Genomic DNA, 15,865 nt, shown 5'->3' with positions numbered 1-15,865 from the left:
GATTAGCCTGGAGGACTGCCAGGATGTGGTTGGCTCAGGAAGTGATTCGTCGCAAGCGTGACGGCTTGGTACTGGAGCGCTTGGATATCAAGCGTTTCGTTGCAGGAATAACGGACGGAACCCTTAGTGAAGGACAGATCGCGGCCTTCGCCATGGCTGTTTTTCTCAAAGGCATGACAGTCGATGAACGCATTTCCCTTACGACTGCCATGCGCGATTCGGGACAAACGCTCTCCTGGAGCCTGCCCGGTCCTGTAGTCGACAAGCACTCCACCGGCGGTGTGGGTGATGTGGTAAGCCTCGTTCTTGCGCCATTGCTGGCAGCTTGTGGCTGTTACGTGCCGATGATCTCAGGTCGCGGCTTGGGCCATACCGGCGGTACGCTTGACAAGCTGGACAGTATTCCCGGTTATAACTGCCAGCCATCACCTGAGCAGTTGAGGCAAGTCGTGGCTGAAGTGGGCTGCGCCATCATTGGGCAGACCGCTGACTTGGCACCGGCGGATAAACGGCTTTATGCCATTCGCGATGTGACCGGTACGGTTGAGTCCATTGATCTTATTACCGGGTCGATCCTGGCCAAGAAGCTGGCGGCAGGACTGGATGTTCTGGTCATGGACGTCAAGATGGGTAACGGTGCCTTCATGGCAGAGACTAGCCAGGCGCAAGCGCTGGCGCAGAGCATTGTCGCGGTAGCCAACGGGGCAGGTGTCAAAACGCGGGCATTGGTTACCGATATGAACCAGCCGCTGGCACGCAGTGCGGGAAACTCCCTGGAAGTGGCTGAGGCTATCACGCTTCTCAAAGGCGAGATCCGTAGTCAGCGACTTTGGGAGGTAACAATGGCCTTGGCTGCACAGGCCCTGGTTTTGGCAGGGCAGGCCAATACAACAGTCCAGGCCCATGAACAATTGCTCGGGGTCTGGAGAGACGGTTCCGCCCTAGAGTGTTTCGCTCGTATGGTGGCCGCGTTGGGCGGCCCGGTTAATCTGACCAAAGCACCGGAGCGGTATCTACAGCAAGCGCCTGTCGTCATGCCTGTTTTCAGCGAACGACCGGGACGTGTGGTGTCCATTGATACACGTTCGGTAGGCCTGGCTGTTGTAGTCCTGGGTGGCGGTCGTCAGCACCCAGCCGATCAGATCGATCTGTCGGTTGGTTTAAGTGAGCTGGCTTTTGTAGGCGAGGCCGTAGACGAGCAGAAACCTCTCTGCTGGGTTCATGCTGCCAATAAGGACAAAGCCCAGGAAGCAGCTGTCTCGATCAAGCGTGCCTACCGCTTGGGAATGGAGAGCCCTGTGCCCGGCAGACTGATTCACGAGTACATCTGAAGGCTGGATAACCAGTTACGCACTCAGCGCAGTCGCTTTTCTCCAGACAAAAAAAGACCCGGCAGAGCCGGGTCGAAACCGTGATTAGCCTGATGAGGAGATAACCTGAAAGGCCGACCTGCTAGTCTCTCAGTTATCAGAGCCAGTCTCGCGACCAGCTGATTCAAATAATAGCTATTCTCATTTCTGTGTCAAGCTATTCGAGAATATTTCTTATTCTCAAATAGGAAGCAGGCTTATGATTTGAGCTGCTGGCGCAACTGCGTGACTTCCTTGTTAAGCAGATCGATGCGGCGAGCCATATTCTCAATAAGGTTGTGAGCGATACGGGGCGTGCTGTACATCAGGCTTAAAAACTGATCCTTGGGAATGATCATCACTGTGCAGGGCTCGGTCGCTACTACAGTCGCACTGCGTTTCTCCTGGGTGAAAACCGCCATGGCGCCAAAGATTTCGTCTTTGCACACATCGCCTACCTTCTGATCATTGACCCGCGCCTCGGCGTGGCCTTCGATAATAATGAAGACGTGGTCAGCCTCATCCCCCTGACGAATCAACTCTTCGCCTATGGCAAATTGCTTGAAGCCTGTACTGGGGCGTACTTCCTGGGGCTTGAGTCGCACCAGTGCATCGGAAAGCAGCGCGTTTTGACCAATAAGGTATTGAAGCAGCAGCTCCTGGCGCTGTTCGCTGCTGTGGATATGGCGAAACACATCCGAGCGCCGGTAGGGAATGAGCGTGACGGGCTCGTCGCTTTTATAGGTGCACTCGGGAAGATCGAGCCCTTGTCTCATGCCAACCAGGTCGCCTTCCTGCAAATAAAACAGGGGACGCCCCTCCACTAAGGCATGCACCATGCCTTTCTGTATCAAAAAAAGATGGTTGGCTGGCTCGAGCTCGCTCAAGCCATACAGGCAGTAAACGGAAATAGGCTCGCCTGAAGGGGAAAGTCCTTCGAGCAACTGCGCCGGAATACCCTGTAGACGGCTGATCAGCTGGTCGGCATAGGTAGGCTGCTCGCCAAGGAGATACATGGCCCTGAATCCTTTATATCAGAGGTGTGAAATAGCTCGCACAATAAGCAAGCCGGTGGACGGCGTAAATCCTCATCAGCGGAGCTTGTGAGCTATCTCGTGTTCCTGAGCCAAGGCTCTGGCCTGAGCGAGTAGGGCCTGCTTGTGTTGAGGTGTCAGTTCATTCCAGTGAATGTTGAGCAGAGCGCCCTCCAGGGCATAAAGCAGAACTTTCGATGTACGAAAACCGCGTGCACATACCGCCATGTAAGCTCCCGCCGAGCCCCGATTGCGCAACTCGTCTACCGTACGGATACCTACCGCATGTAACCAAAGTACTGACGTCTTGCCGAGATTCTTCAACAACAGTAAGTCATTACTCATCGTGCCCTCCAGGCCCGTTTTGCCTAGTGCTCACTGAATGCACTCGCCTGAGTACCTCTTCAGTGTAGCGGTCTCTCCGGGCGCTGGAGGAGGAAACGATGTGTGGAGCCTGCAGTTAGTTGACCGGTAGCTTGTCTTGCATGGCCTTGACGAGCGCATCCAGGTTGGTCGGATCGGTCATGTCAACATGCCGTGTTCGGATCAATTCCTGCTCTGTCAGCGCTTCACGGCCTTGCTGCTGAGCCTGGACGACCGCCAGGGTTGCATCAGACGGATCACGGCCTTCAGCCTGGCGCTCGGCAAGCCACTGGGTAATCACGGTATCCGGGGCGTGGCAGTCGATAATCAGGAAGGGGACGGCTGCCGTTTCTGCCACCTGAGCAGCTGCTTCGCGCTGGGCCTGTTTCAGATAGGTTGCATCCAGTACTACCGGATAGCCGGCCTGAAGGATATCTGCCGCCAAGTGATGCAGGCGATCATAGGTTGCCTTCCCGGACTCAGCGCTATACAGCACGTCAGGCGTAGCGTCCTGAATCAACCGCTTGCGCTCGACATCCGAGCGAATACGAATCGCGCCCAGTGCCTCCACCAGTTTGAGCGCTGCGCTGCTTTTGCCTACAGCGGATACACCGTGGGTAATGGCCAACAGGCAGTACGGAATGGCGCAGTAACTTTCTGCCAGAGACGCATAATTGCGGTAGCGTGTCAGGATTTCAGCCTTTTGAGCCAGATCGGAGGTCTGGCCGTACTGGAAGAGGTTGACCTTGGCCCGAACCATGGCCCGGTAAGCCTTATAGAACGGCAGAACATGCAGCCCGTCATAATCGCCGGTCATCTCGAAATAAGCATTGATGAAGCGGCGGGCCAGCGTCTTGTGCTTGCGGTCTTCCAGGTCCATCGCCAGGAAGGCGGTATCGGCAATCACATCCGTCATACGGAAAGGCTCGTTGAACTCGATACAGTCAAAGAGTACGACCTGTCCGTCCAGTTGGGTCACATTAGCAAGGTAGATGTCGCCGTGGCATTCACGAATGAAGCCTTCCGCCTTGCGCCGCTCGAATAGGGGATGCAGCCGGGCAAAATGTTCCTCTGCCCAGGCCTCCAGGTGATCCAGTTGGGCAAGGTCTTGTGCATGCTCAAGCATAGGGCGGATCTGCTCGAAGTTCTGACGCACAGGTGCCATCACCGCATCGGGCGACCCCAGTTCGTTTGAAGCATCGACAACCGGTGCGCTCAAATGGAAGCGCGCAATCTGCTCGGCCAGTGCATCAATATGCTGCTCGGTGAGTTCGCCGCGCTTTTCAATCTCGCTCAAGAGCTGACTCTGAGGAAACTCGCGCATCTTGATGGCATATTCAATAACCGGACCTTCGCCACCTATCTGGGGTGACTCCGGACGGCCTGTAATGGGAACGACATCCAGATACAGTCCTTTCGTCAGGCGTTGGTTGAGGCGTAGTTCCTCGCTACAGAAATGCTCTCTGGCTTTCAGGTCGGTAAAGTCAAGAAAGCCGAAGTTCACCGGTTTCTTGATCTTGTAGGCATACTCCCCTGTCAGAACAACCCAGGAAATATGCGTCTCGATAACATTGAACGCGGTAACCGGGTGCGGATAGAGGGCCGGGTTCTGCAGCGCAGCGATCAGGGTCTGACTCACAAGCGGTCCTTAGCGTAGCCATGAAAAAGTGATCGCCATTATGGCCGCTGTGAGTGACCCTGCAAACCGCTGGCTGGCGTCTGCCCGCTAGAAGCAAAGTGCGTATAATGCGCCGCCATGAAACGCACCCGATCCTCTCGCTCAAAAAAACCGTCCCGCCAATTCTTCAACTGGCGCTCCCTGTCCGGCTGGGCTCTTAAATTAGGCCTGGTGGGCTTGGTCGTCCTTGCGGGATTTTCCATTTATCTCGACGCTATCGTGCAGGAGAAATTTTCCGGTAAGCGCTGGATGGTTCCTGCCAAGGTATATGCACGGCCGCTTGAGCTGTTTACAGGGCTTAAGCTCAGCAAGGATGACTTCCTGACCGAGCTTGATGCACTAGGCTATCGCCGTGAAAAAGCCATTCAGGGGCCGGGTGACGTCTCGGTAGCAGGCTCCAGCGTCGAGCTGGATACCCGAGGCTTTCAGTTTTACGAGGGTGAGGAACCTCCTCGCTCGATCAAGGTGAACTTCTCTGGCGATTTTGTCTCGGGTCTGAGTAGCAAGGACGGCTCGGATCTGGCCGTGGCGCGTCTTGAGCCTCTGTTGATAGGCGGCATATACCCTGCCCACAACGAAGACCGTATCCTCGTTAAGCTGGATCAGGTTCCGCCTGCACTTATCAATGGACTGGTCTCGGTCGAAGACCGTGAGTTCTGGGATCACCATGGTGTTTCGCTAAAGTCGATTGGGCGAGCAGCCTGGATCAACGTCACCACAGGGCAGTTGCGTCAGGGTGGCAGTACACTGACCCAACAGTTGGTCAAGAACTTCTACCTCACCAGTGAGCGCAGTCTGACTCGTAAGCTTACCGAAGCCCTGATGGCGGTATTGCTGGAGCTGCATTACGACAAGAACGAAATCCTTCAGGCCTACCTCAATGAGGTTTTCCTAGGGCAGGATGGCACCCGCGCCATTCATGGTTTCGGTTTGGCCAGTCAGTATTTCTTTAGCCAGCCGTTGTCCGAGCTCAAGCTGCACCAGGTCGCTCTGCTGGTAGGAATGGTAAAAGGACCTTCCTACTACAACCCGCGGCGTTATCCGGAGCGTGCCCTGGCTCGTCGTAACCTAGTCATCGACCTGATGGCCGAACAGGGTGCAGTCACAAGGGAAGATGCGGAAGCGGCCAAGCAGCGGCCCTTGGGGATCAGCAAGGCAGGCTCGCTGACAAACAGCTCCTATCCTGCCTTTATCGATCTGGTTAAGCGTCAGCTCCAACAAGACTACCGGGAAGAAGATTTGACTGGTGAAGGGCTGCGTATTTTCACCAGCTTCGATCCAATTCTTCAGCTCAAGGCCGAGACTTCAATGACCGAGGCCTTGAAGCGCCTCGACGGCCGCAAGGGTGTGGAAGGCATTGAGGCGGCCATGGTGGTCACCAACCCTGAAACCGGTGAAGTTCAGGCATTGCTGGGCGGGCGTGATCCTCGCTTTGCCGGCTATAACCGGGCACTGGATGCAGTTCGGCAGGTCGGCTCCATCATCAAGCCTGCGGTATACCTGACAGCACTGGAAAGGCCGAGTCAGTACACCCTGACCACGTTCATCAAGGACGAGCCGTTCTCCGTTAAGACAGGTGATGGTCAGGTTTGGCGTCCGCAGAATTACGAACGTGATTCCCACGGGACGATTTTCCTATATCAGGGACTGGCTCATTCCTACAACCTGTCTACTGCCCGACTGGGCCTGGATCTGGGCGTGCCTGAGGTGCTCAAGACCATCGAGCGTCTGGGAGTGAGTCGCTCGTTGCCGCCTTATCCTTCAACGCTTCTGGGTGCTGGTGCGTTAACTCCCATGGAAGTCGCCACCATGTATCAGACGCTGGCCAATGGTGGGTTCAATACACCGCTGCGTAGCATTCGTAGCGTTCTGGCATCTGACGGTGAGCCGCTCAAGCGTTATCCGTTCCAGATTCAGCAACGTTTCGATCCGGGGGCTATTTACCTGACCCAATACGCGATGCAGCGTGTCGTGCGCGAGGGCACAGCTCGCTCGGTCTATAACCAGCTGCCTTCATCCTTGAATCTGGCGGGCAAGACCGGTACGACCAACGATTCACGAGACAGTTGGTTCTCGGGCTTCAGTCAGGACTTGCTTGCCGTAGTCTGGCTGGGTCGTGATGACAATGGCAAGACGCCGTTGACCGGCGCGACAGGAGCCTTGCAGGTATGGACCGGGTTCATGAAACGCGCCAAGCCAACCTCATTGGATCTGCCGCTGCCCGATAATGTTGTTCAGGCATGGGTTAATCCGGCCACCGGGCAGGGGACCGATCCAAATTGCCCTGGCGCGGTCCAAATGCCCTATATTCAGGGAAGTGAGCCGCCCCCAGGGCCGGCATGTGGTGGACAGAACCCTTCCGACTCTGTCATGGACTGGGTCCGCGGTTGGTTGAATTAAGAGGGTAGAACGTGACTAAAGCGGTATGGGCGGCACTGGCCGCTACGGTAGTTCTGGCAGGTTGTGCCACGCCACAGCAAGGTGCTATTCCGGTTGTGGACTCAAGCACGCCTGTTTCCAATCAGGAGCTGGCGCGTAGTGGCGGTCGCATGCCGACTAATTCACCGCCGCCTATGGCTGCCCAGGCGCCACAGCAGGATGGCGGTGTAACGGTGATGGTGCCCGGTGATAACCCGGCGCCCATCCAGACCTTTGCGGCAGCTCCGGCTACAGCGCCTATTTCGACGGGGCCTATAACTGTGGGACCCTCTACCGGTGCGCCAGCTGCTCAGGGGTATGACAGCTACTCAGCGCCCCAGCCGGCACCCAGCGCGCCTACGGGAATTCCTTCCAGTCGTAGCAGTGCGCTGTCGGCCGATGAGCAGCTCGATGGTCCCGTATTGGCCTTGCTGACAACAGCACAGCAACAGCAGGGCGGCGGTGACCTTAACGGAGCGTCCTCAAGCCTGGAGCGTGCCATGCGCATAGCGCCTCGCGAGCCGCAAGTGCTATATCGGCTGGCTGAAGTCCGCCTGGCCCAAGGCGATGCCGCGCAGGCTGAGCAGCTGGCTCGACGTGGACTGACGTACGCCAATGGCCGTCCCGCCCTGCAAGCCAGTCTGTGGGAATTGATCGCTCAATCGCGCGAACGCCAAGGCGATGCCGCGGGTGCGGCTACAGCACGTCAGCGTGCCAAGGTGGGTGCCTGATGGATGCTCGCCTGTCTGATCTGGCGGAGCAATTGCTTCTGATCGAGCGAGAGTTGCGTGTGCTGGGGTGGTGGGAAAGCGTGCCGCCCAGCGATCAGGACCTGGCCAGCCAAGAGCCGTTCTGTGTAGACACGTTGAGCTTTGCGCAATGGCTTCAGTGGATTTTTCTACCACGGATGAAGGTTATCATTGAGTCGGACAGCGGGTTACCTGGACGCTCAGGCATCCGTCCTATGGCGGAAGTGGTCTATCAAAACGACATGCGCAACGTGGCAACGCTTTTGGAGGCGCTGGGCGAGTTCGATCGTCTGATCGAACATCGCTAAGGCTTAATTGCAGTTCTGATTGATCGAGAATTCGGCTTCGCTGATACGCTGCTGGCGTTCCTCCTCGGTGAGCCGTCTCATTTGACCCCGACCTTCTTCGACCATGACCCGAGGATTACTGCGCAGCTGTGCCAGGTTGGTTCGCGCAGCCTTGCAGTACTCCTCACGCTTCTTTTCTTGTTCTCTGACGTCTTGCTGAACCTTCTGCTCGATAGAGCGCTGTTCTGCATTGTTCACGGCGTCGCCCGTACCATTCCCGGCTCCCGGTGTATTGGCCTGGCCTGAAAGACTGGGTGCCGGTTTTAGCTTCATTTCATCTGCATTGCGATCAGCAGGCGGTTGCGCGCTGAAGTGGGTGACGCCTTGGGCATCGACCCACTTGTAGACCTGAGCGGCGTGAACGGAGCCCATCAAGACAAAGGCACTGCTAATGGCTAAAAACGTACGCCACATGTTGAATCCTTTAGCGTAAGGGTTAGAGCGCTCTACTATAGCGAAACTTGCCTTTAAAAAATGAGACTTCGATCTGTGCATAAATTAAGTGCATAGACGGCTTGACTTGCACCGGCTGAATGCGAAGAATCCAAAGTTCGCTGTAGAAAGCCGGCCCAAAGCTAGCTTCTCGGCAGACCATGAGGTGCCTACCCGCGCCGCCGCAGTCATACCCGTAACGCGTTACCTCGCGCTGGGTGGAGGAACTCGGTAACTCTAGAGCTCTTCCAACACGGCTTTCTTGGCAGCTGTCCCGTCGGCGATCACCGTCGCCCATGCTCTGCCTTGCAGTCGATCGAACCCCGAAAGCCCACTCGTGGGCGCTCGTATTGCGTTGAGAGGTGAAACGTGGAGCTCTTATCCGGCGCTGAAATGGTCGTCCGTTTTTTGCGTGACGAAGGCGTTAAATACATCTATGGGTATCCTGGTGGTGCCCTGCTGCACATCTACGATGCCCTCTTTAAAGAAAAAGAAGTAACCCATATTCTTGTTCGCCATGAGCAGTCAGCCACGCATATGGCAGACGGCTATGCGCGTGCGACCGGAAAGGCAGGCGTCGTTCTGGTAACGTCAGGCCCCGGTGCCACTAACGCCATTACAGGTATCGCTACGGCGTATATGGATTCCATTCCGATGGTGATCCTGTCTGGGCAGGTTGGCAGCAACATGATCGGCTCCGATGCGTTCCAGGAAGTCGACATGGTGGGGATTTCCCGGCCTATCGTTAAACACAGCTTCATGATCAAGCACCCCTCCGAAATTCCAGAGGTCATGAAAAAGGCCTTCTATCTGGCGGAGTCGGGTCGTCCCGGGCCGGTTGTGGTTGATATCCCGAAGGATATGACCAGCCCCACGGAGAAGTTCGAATACGTATACCCCAAAAAGGTCAAGCTGCGCTCCTATAATCCGGCTGTTCGTGGCCATTCAGGACAGATTCGCAAGGCCGCTGAAATGCTGTTGGCGGCCAAGCGGCCTATTCTGTATTCGGGCGGCGGCGTCATCATGGGGAACGGTGCAGCCCAGCTGACCGAGCTTGCCAAGATGCTCAACCTGCCAGTTACCAACACGTTGATGGGGCTGGGCGGTTTTCCAGGCAGTGATCGTCAGTTCCTGGGTATGCTAGGTATGCACGGCAGTTACACAGCCAACCTGGCAATGCACCATAGCGATGTCATCCTGGCAGTAGGTGCCCGCTTTGATGATCGCGTCATCAATGGCGCCAAACGTTTCTGCCCCAATGCCAAGATCATTCATGTCGATATCGATCCTGCCTCCATCTCCAAAATGATCAAGGCGGATGTTCCGATTGTTGGACCTGTCGATAGCGTTCTGACGGAAATGGTTGCCATCCTCAAGGAAATTGGCGAGAAACCCGCGGCAGAAGCTCAGGCCAATTGGTGGAAGCAGATTGAGGAATGGCGCAGCTCGCAGGGCGGCCTGTTCCCCTATGACAAGGGGGATGGAAGCATCATCAAGCCGCAGACGGTGATCGAGACGCTTTACGAAGTAACCCATGGAGATGCGTTCATCACCTCTGACGTAGGTCAGCATCAGATGTTCGCTGCACAGTACTATCTGTATGACAAGCCAAACCGCTGGATCAACTCCGGTGGCCTGGGCACCATGGGGTTCGGCCTGCCAGCGGCCATGGGCGTCAAGCTGAACTTCCCTGACGTCGACGTCGCTTGTGTAACAGGCGAGGGCAGTATCCAGATGAATATTCAGGAGCTGTCCACCTGTCTGCAGTATGACCTTCCCGTCAAGATCATTACGCTGAACAACCAGGCCCTGGGCATGGTTCGCCAGTGGCAAGACATGCAGTACAACAGCCGTTACTCGCATTCCTATATGGAATCGCTCCCTGACTTCGTCAAGGTGGCTGAGGCATACGGGCATGCCGGTATGCGTATCACGCGTCTGGCTGATCTCAAGCCCATGATGGAAGAGGCCTTTGCCATGAAGGACCGTCTGGTCTTCCTGGATATTCAGGTCGATACCAGCGAGCACGTCTATCCGATGCAGATTAAAGATGGGTCGATGCGCGAAATGTGGCTGAGCAAGACGGAGCGGACTTAATCATGCGGCACATCATTTCCCTTCTGCTAGAAAACGAGCCAGGCGCATTGTCCCGTGTGGTCGGCCTGTTCTCGCAGCGCAACTACAACATCGAAAGCCTGACCGTTGCTCCGACAGAAGACCCAACGCTCTCGCGTCTGACGCTGACAACCGTGGGGCACGATGAAACCATCGAGCAGATTACCAAGAACCTCAATAAGCTGATCGAGGTTGTAAAGCTGGTGAATCTGTCCGAGGGCTCCCACATTGAGCGTGAGCTTCTGCTGATCAAGGTCAAGGCGACCGGAGCTCAACGCGATGAAGTCAAACGCACCACGGATATCTTCCGTGGACAGATAGTGGATGTAACGAGTAGCGTCTATACGATTCAGCTGGCTGGTACGAGTGAAAAACTCGACAGCTTTATCCAGGCGATCGGTACGACGTCTATTCTGGAAGTCGTACGCAGTGGTGTCACAGGGATTTCCCGTGGCGACAAGGCTCTGAGCATTTAAATTTGATAAAGCCACGCGGCTAATTCTAAGGAGAATTTCATGCGCGTTTATTACGATAAAGATTGTGATCTTTCCATCATTCAGGGCAAGAAAGTCGCCATTATCGGCTATGGCTCTCAGGGCCACGCTCATGCAAACAACCTGAAAGACTCAGGTGTAGACGTTGTCGTCGCGCTGCGCCCGGGCTCTGCCTCTGCCAAGAAGGCCGAAGCGGCTGGACTGGCTGTCAAAAGCGTTCCAGAAGCCGTTAGCTCTTCCGATGTCATCATGATTCTGACGCCTGACGAATTTCAGGCTCAGCTGTACAAGAATGAAATCGAACCTAACCTGAAGCAGGGCGCTACCCTGGCGTTCGCTCACGGCTTTGCAATCCATTACAACCAGGTTGTGCCGCGTGCGGATCTGGACGTCATTATGATTGCACCCAAGGCCCCGGGTCATACTGTTCGCTCCGAGTTCGTCAAGGGCGGCGGTATTCCTGACTTGATCGCCGTTTACCAAGATGCTTCCGGCAATGCCAAGAACGTAGCGCTGTCCTACGCTTGCGGCGTGGGCGGCGGCCGTACCGGTATCATCGAAACCACATTCAAGGACGAGACCGAGACCGACCTGTTCGGTGAGCAGGCTGTCCTGTGCGGTGGTACCGTTGAGTTGGTTAAAGCAGGTTTCGAAACACTGGTTGAAGCGGGCTACGCTCCTGAGATGGCCTACTTCGAGTGCCTGCACGAGCTGAAGCTGATCGTGGATCTTATGTATGAAGGCGGTATCGCCAACATGAACTACTCCATCTCCAACAATGCGGAGTATGGCGAGTACGTGACAGGTCCTGAAATCATCAACGCCGAATCTCGCCAAGCTATGCGCAATGCGCTCAAGCGTATTCAGGATGGCGAATATGCCAAGATGTTTATCAGCGAAGGCGCAAGCAACTACCCATCCATGACGGCATATCGTCGCAATAATGCGGCGCACGGTATCGAGCAGATCGGTGAAAAACTGCGCGCCATGATGCCTTGGATTGCTGCTAACAAGATCGTCGACAAGAGCAAAAACTAATCATTAGGGCCATTAAAAGTCCTGTTGATCTCAGTTTCGGAAAAACGCGGCTACGGCCGCGTTTTTTCGTTTCAGCTCGTCTTCTGATATAAAAGCTGTAACGTGTTAAGGATGAACCCTGAGAGGAGGGGATCATCCAAGACTTCAAGTCCTATGCAAGGAATTTTCATGAGCGAGCGTCCCGACGAAGCTAACGAAACAGCTTCCTCAAGCACTGAAAGCATTATTCCCGTCGATGAGCATTTCGAAGAAACACACGATGCCCAGGGACGAAAGATTCGCCGTCGAGGCGTCTATTTACTTCCGAACCTCTTCACGACAGCCGCGCTTTTTGCAGGACTTTATTCAATCATCAAGTCCATTGCGGCACAGACTGCGTTTATCCAAGGGCAGTCGGAAGAGGCTGCTGTAGGGTTTGCTGCAGCAGCGGCAGCCATTTTTATCGCCATGATCCTTGATGGACTGGATGGTCGTGTTGCGCGCTTGACCAATACCCAGAGTGCTTTTGGGGAACAGTACGATTCGCTGTCCGACATGGTGGCCTTTGGTGTGGCGCCGGCCATTCTTGCATTTGAATGGGCTCTGATCAGTCTAGGCAATGTAGGTTGGGCTGTGGCCTTTATCTATGTGGCAGGTGCAGCACTTCGACTAGCGCGTTTCAACACTCAGATCGGCTCCGTCGATAAGCGTTATTTCATTGGATTAGCCAGTCCGTCCGCCGCTGCGCTAGTTGCTGGAACAGTGTGGTGCTTTAGCGACTTTGGTATTCAGGGCTCCAAACTCTCATTCCTGGTTGCGTTCATGGTTGCTGCTGCAGGAATGCTCATGGTTAGTAATTTCAAGTACTGGAGCTTCAAGACCCTGGATATGAAAGGGCGTGTTCCTTTCGTGGGCATCCTCATCGCTGTCCTGATCTTCGCCATTATCTTTACTGATCCGCCACGTGTCCTGCTGCTGGGTTTCCTTGCTTATGCTGTGTCAGGTCCCGTCAAGGCATTAATGCGCTTCCGCCGTCATCGCGACCGCACGCATTGATTAATTCCCTGATTATCTCCACAGTGAGACTACGTATCGACAGTAGTCGCTGTGGAGATTGCCATGCTGATCAACGTCCCTCCGCGTTCTGCCTGCAAGCCATCTGAAATCACTCCAGAAAATATCTATTTGTCTCGCCGTCAATTCATGAGTGCAGCCAGTGCTGCTGTTACTGCTACGATGCTGCCCGGCTGGGCGCTTGCTGACGGATCTGTTTATTCAGATGTGGAACCAGGCAAAGCGCCTGATTGGTTTGCCGAGAAGCAGTCTGCTATTCATTGGAAAGCGGTAGATGTAAAAGGTGAGTCTATAACGCCTTTCAAAGACGCTACGCAATACAATAACTTTTATGAGTTCGGCCCTGATAAAGGGGATCCCTATGCCAATGCAGGGCAGATGGTGATCGAGCCTTGGACAGTCAAGGTAGACGGAGAGGTTGGTAAGTCAGGTACCTACTCGCTGGAGGACATTATCCGGCCTCAGCAGTTGGAAGAAAGGATATACCGCCTGCGTTGTGTCGAAGCCTGGTCCATGGTTATCCCGTGGCTGGGTATTCCACTGGCAGATGTCATTAAACAGTTCCAGCCAACAGCTAATGCCAAGTACGTTCGTTTTGAAACATTGAATGATCCCCAGCATATGCCAGGGCAGCGTTCCAGTTTCTCGCTACTGGATTGGCCTTATCGAGAAGGTCTGCGTATGGATGAAGCCATGCATCCATTGGCTATATTGGCGGTAGGCATGTATGGGCGAGTACTGCTTAATCAGAACGGCGCACCCATTAGATTAGTTGTGCCATGGAAGTATGGATTCAAAAGTATCAAGTCGATTGTTCGCATCAGCTTGGTGAGTGATCAACCGCAGACAACCTGGCAAAGCATGGCGCCAAATGAGTATGGCTTTTATGCCAACGTCAATCCGCAGGTCGATCATCCCCGTTGGAGTCAGGCTAAAGAGCGACGGCTTCCTAGCGGTCTATTTAGTCCTAATATTAAAGAAACACAGATGTTTAACGGTTATGCAGAGGAGGTTGCTGGCCTATACGCCGGAATGGATCTAAGGACGCAGTATTAATGATGTTGCAAGTATGGCGATTGGTCGTTTTTATCAGTGCGTTTTCGGTGCTTGGTGTTTGGCTGTACGAGGTATGGAGTTCTGCCTTGGGTCCTGACCCTGGTAAAGTAATCATTGATAGGCTTGGCCTGGGGGCGCTAGTACTCTTACTGATAACGCTCAGCTTGACGCCCTTGCAGAAAATGACGAGCTGGAAAGGATGGGTATTGGTTCGCCGCCAGTTAGGCCTGTGGACATTCACCTATGCAGCGCTTCATTTCTGCTCTTACCTGGCCTTTGTATTAGGCTGGGATTTTTCCCGCTTGGGTATTGAATTGCAGAAGCGTCCCTATGTGATTGTAGGGTTCATTGCCGTGCTGGGGCTGCTTCCTCTAGCTCTGACCTCGAACCGTTACAGCATGCGTAAATTAGGCAAGCAGTGGAAGCGGCTGCATCGTCTCATTTATATAGCATTGGTTATGGCCTTGCTGCACATGTTCTGGATAACTCGCTCGGATATCCGCGAGTGGCTGATATACGCCTCGATAGGAGGCCTGCTGCTTGTGCTTCGCTTACCATTCATCGCCACTCAGCTAAGACAAAAGAAGATTTTTCAGTCCAGCCAAAATAAAGCTTGACCTGTGAGCGGAGGGGCCTATAATGCGCCCCACTTCCGCTGCAACGGAACAGCAAAAAGCCTTGTAGATCAATGGCTTAGCTGTTTAGTCAAGGTCAGGCCTCCGGTCTGGCAGAAGTGGAAAGAGGGAAGCGGTAGTTGACAAGCCCCTGGGCTTGTGTAGAATACGCCTCCCGCTGCCAGAACAGGTTTTCTGATCCGGCAGGTCCGGCAAGCGGTTCGGCTGGTTAGACCGGTTGAACAAAAAGCTTGACAGGACAAGAGGTTAGCGTAGAATGCGCGCCTCGGTTGAGACAAGGTCTTAACCAACCGCTCTTTAACAAGTTGAATCAAGCAATTCGTGTGGGTGCTTGTGCTGTAAGACTGATGGATCGACAAGATTATCAGCAAGACAAGTAACACTCGTGAATTCGAGAGTTTATTTGCGATTGCTGAGCCAAGTTTAGGGTTTTCTCAAAACCCGGATATGTTTGAACTGAAGAGTTTGATCATGGCTCAGATTGAACGCTGGCGGCAGGCCTAACACATGCAAGTCGAGCGGATGAGGAGAGCTTGCTCTCTGATTCAGCGGCGGACGGGTGAGTAATGCCTAGGAATCTGCCTGGTAGTGGGGGACAACGTTTCGAAAGGAACGCTAATACCGCATACGTCCTACGGGAGAAAGTGGGGGATCTTCGGACCTCACGCTATCAGATGAGCCTAGGTCGGATTAGCTAGTTGGTGGGGTAACGGCTCACCAAGGCGACGATCCGTAACTGGTCTGAGAGGATGATCAGTCACACTGGAACTGAGACACGGTCCAGACTCCTACGGGAGGCAGCAGTGGGGAATATTGGACAATGGGCGAAAGCCTGATCCAGCCATGCCGCGTGTGTGAAGAAGGCCCTCGGGTCGTAAAGCACTTTAAGCTGGGAGGAAGGGTTGTAACCTAATACGTTGCAGCTTTGACGTTACCAGCAGAATAAGCACCGGCTAACTCTGTGCCAGCAGCCGCGGTAATACAGAGGGTGCAAGCGTTAATCGGAATTACTGGGCGTAAAGCGCGCGTAGGTGGCTTGGTAAGTTGAATGTGAAATCCCCGGGCTCAACCTGGGAACTGCATCCAAAACTGCCTGGCTAGAGT

General features: G+C 54.5%; 14 protein-coding genes and 1 rRNA gene (1 of these 15 only partly in view). 11 read left to right on the top strand and 4 right to left on the bottom strand.

Annotated features, from left to right (window positions below; genetic code table 11):
* The first annotated feature begins 23 nt into the window (after positions 1-23).
* Positions 24-1,331, top strand: coding sequence for a thymidine phosphorylase (gene deoA / locus EAW52_RS19240; protein WP_122043641.1), 1,308 nt, complete (start codon positions 24-26; stop codon positions 1,329-1,331).
* A gap of 236 nt (positions 1,332-1,567) precedes the next feature.
* Here deoA and EAW52_RS19235 read toward each other — a convergent pair whose 3' ends face one another.
* From EAW52_RS19235 to EAW52_RS19225, 3 genes are all read right to left on the bottom strand, one after another.
* Complete coding sequence (locus EAW52_RS19235; RefSeq protein ID WP_010796840.1) at positions 1,568-2,365, bottom strand: Crp/Fnr family transcriptional regulator; 798 nt, start codon at positions 2,363-2,365, stop codon at positions 1,568-1,570.
* A gap of 75 nt (positions 2,366-2,440) precedes the next feature.
* Positions 2,441-2,728 (bottom strand): TfoX/Sxy family protein, encoded by a 288-nt coding sequence (locus tag EAW52_RS19230; protein WP_010796841.1) that lies wholly within the window; start codon positions 2,726-2,728, stop codon positions 2,441-2,443.
* A gap of 115 nt (positions 2,729-2,843) precedes the next feature.
* Positions 2,844-4,385 carry a bifunctional aminoglycoside phosphotransferase/ATP-binding protein gene (locus EAW52_RS19225; protein WP_122043639.1) on the bottom strand — a complete coding sequence of 514 codons (1,542 nt, stop codon included), beginning with the start codon at positions 4,383-4,385 and terminating at the stop codon, positions 2,844-2,846.
* A 117-nt stretch (positions 4,386-4,502) separates the two neighbouring features.
* On the opposite strand from EAW52_RS19225, the gene mrcB reads away from it, so the two are divergent.
* The 3 genes from mrcB to EAW52_RS19210 are packed head-to-tail and all read left to right on the top strand — an operon-like array spanning position 4,503 to position 7,899.
* Positions 4,503-6,824, top strand: coding sequence for a penicillin-binding protein 1B (mrcB, locus tag EAW52_RS19220; RefSeq protein ID WP_162997660.1), 2,322 nt, complete (start codon positions 4,503-4,505; stop codon positions 6,822-6,824).
* An 11-nt stretch (positions 6,825-6,835) separates the two neighbouring features.
* Entirely contained in the window at positions 6,836-7,573 is a 738-nt protein-coding gene (locus tag EAW52_RS19215) for a M48 family metallopeptidase (RefSeq protein WP_019367410.1), read from the top strand.
* A complete protein-coding gene (locus EAW52_RS19210; protein ID WP_010796845.1) occupies positions 7,573-7,899 on the top strand; it encodes a YqcC family protein in 327 nt (108 codons plus the stop codon). The genes EAW52_RS19215 and EAW52_RS19210 overlap by 1 nt, the downstream gene beginning before the upstream one ends.
* A gap of 3 nt (positions 7,900-7,902) precedes the next feature.
* Here the strand turns inward: EAW52_RS19210 and EAW52_RS19205 are convergent, their stop codons facing one another.
* Complete coding sequence (locus tag EAW52_RS19205) at positions 7,903-8,352, bottom strand: DUF4124 domain-containing protein (protein WP_122043638.1); 450 nt, start codon at positions 8,350-8,352, stop codon at positions 7,903-7,905.
* Positions 8,353-8,739: 387 nt separating this feature from the next.
* Between EAW52_RS19205 and EAW52_RS19200 the strand changes: the two genes are divergently transcribed.
* The 7 genes from EAW52_RS19200 to EAW52_RS19170 form a co-directional block, all read left to right on the top strand.
* The gene (locus EAW52_RS19200; RefSeq protein WP_010796848.1) at positions 8,740-10,467 is read left to right on the top strand and encodes an acetolactate synthase 3 large subunit; all 1,728 of its coding nucleotides are present in this window, start codon (positions 8,740-8,742) and stop codon (positions 10,465-10,467) included.
* A 2-nt stretch (positions 10,468-10,469) separates the two neighbouring features.
* Positions 10,470-10,961 carry an acetolactate synthase small subunit gene (ilvN, locus tag EAW52_RS19195; protein ID WP_010796849.1) on the top strand — a complete coding sequence of 164 codons (492 nt, stop codon included), beginning with the start codon at positions 10,470-10,472 and terminating at the stop codon, positions 10,959-10,961.
* 39 nt (positions 10,962-11,000) lie between these two features.
* On the top strand, positions 11,001-12,017 hold the full coding sequence (gene ilvC, locus EAW52_RS19190; protein WP_010796850.1) for a ketol-acid reductoisomerase: 1,017 nt from the start codon (positions 11,001-11,003) through the stop codon (positions 12,015-12,017).
* Positions 12,018-12,185: 168 nt separating this feature from the next.
* Positions 12,186-13,052 (top strand): CDP-diacylglycerol--serine O-phosphatidyltransferase, encoded by an 867-nt coding sequence (pssA, locus tag EAW52_RS19185; RefSeq protein WP_019367407.1) that lies wholly within the window; start codon positions 12,186-12,188, stop codon positions 13,050-13,052.
* A 63-nt stretch (positions 13,053-13,115) separates the two neighbouring features.
* Positions 13,116-14,126 (top strand): protein-methionine-sulfoxide reductase catalytic subunit MsrP, encoded by a 1,011-nt coding sequence (gene msrP / locus EAW52_RS19180; RefSeq protein ID WP_122043636.1) that lies wholly within the window; start codon positions 13,116-13,118, stop codon positions 14,124-14,126.
* Positions 14,126-14,743 carry a protein-methionine-sulfoxide reductase heme-binding subunit MsrQ gene (gene msrQ, locus EAW52_RS19175; RefSeq protein ID WP_122043635.1) on the top strand — a complete coding sequence of 206 codons (618 nt, stop codon included), beginning with the start codon at positions 14,126-14,128 and terminating at the stop codon, positions 14,741-14,743. The genes msrP and msrQ overlap by 1 nt, the downstream gene beginning before the upstream one ends.
* Positions 14,744-15,214: 471 nt before the next feature.
* Positions 15,215-15,865: ribosomal RNA gene (locus EAW52_RS19170) — 16S ribosomal RNA — on the top strand; it runs 886 nt beyond the window's last position.

Source organism: Pseudomonas sp. LTJR-52 (assembly GCF_003691465.1).
Classification (GTDB): domain Bacteria; phylum Pseudomonadota; class Gammaproteobacteria; order Pseudomonadales; family Pseudomonadaceae; genus Chryseomonas; species Chryseomonas luteola.
Note: the sequence above shows the minus strand (reverse complement) of the source record. Positions and strands in the feature narration are given on the sequence as shown.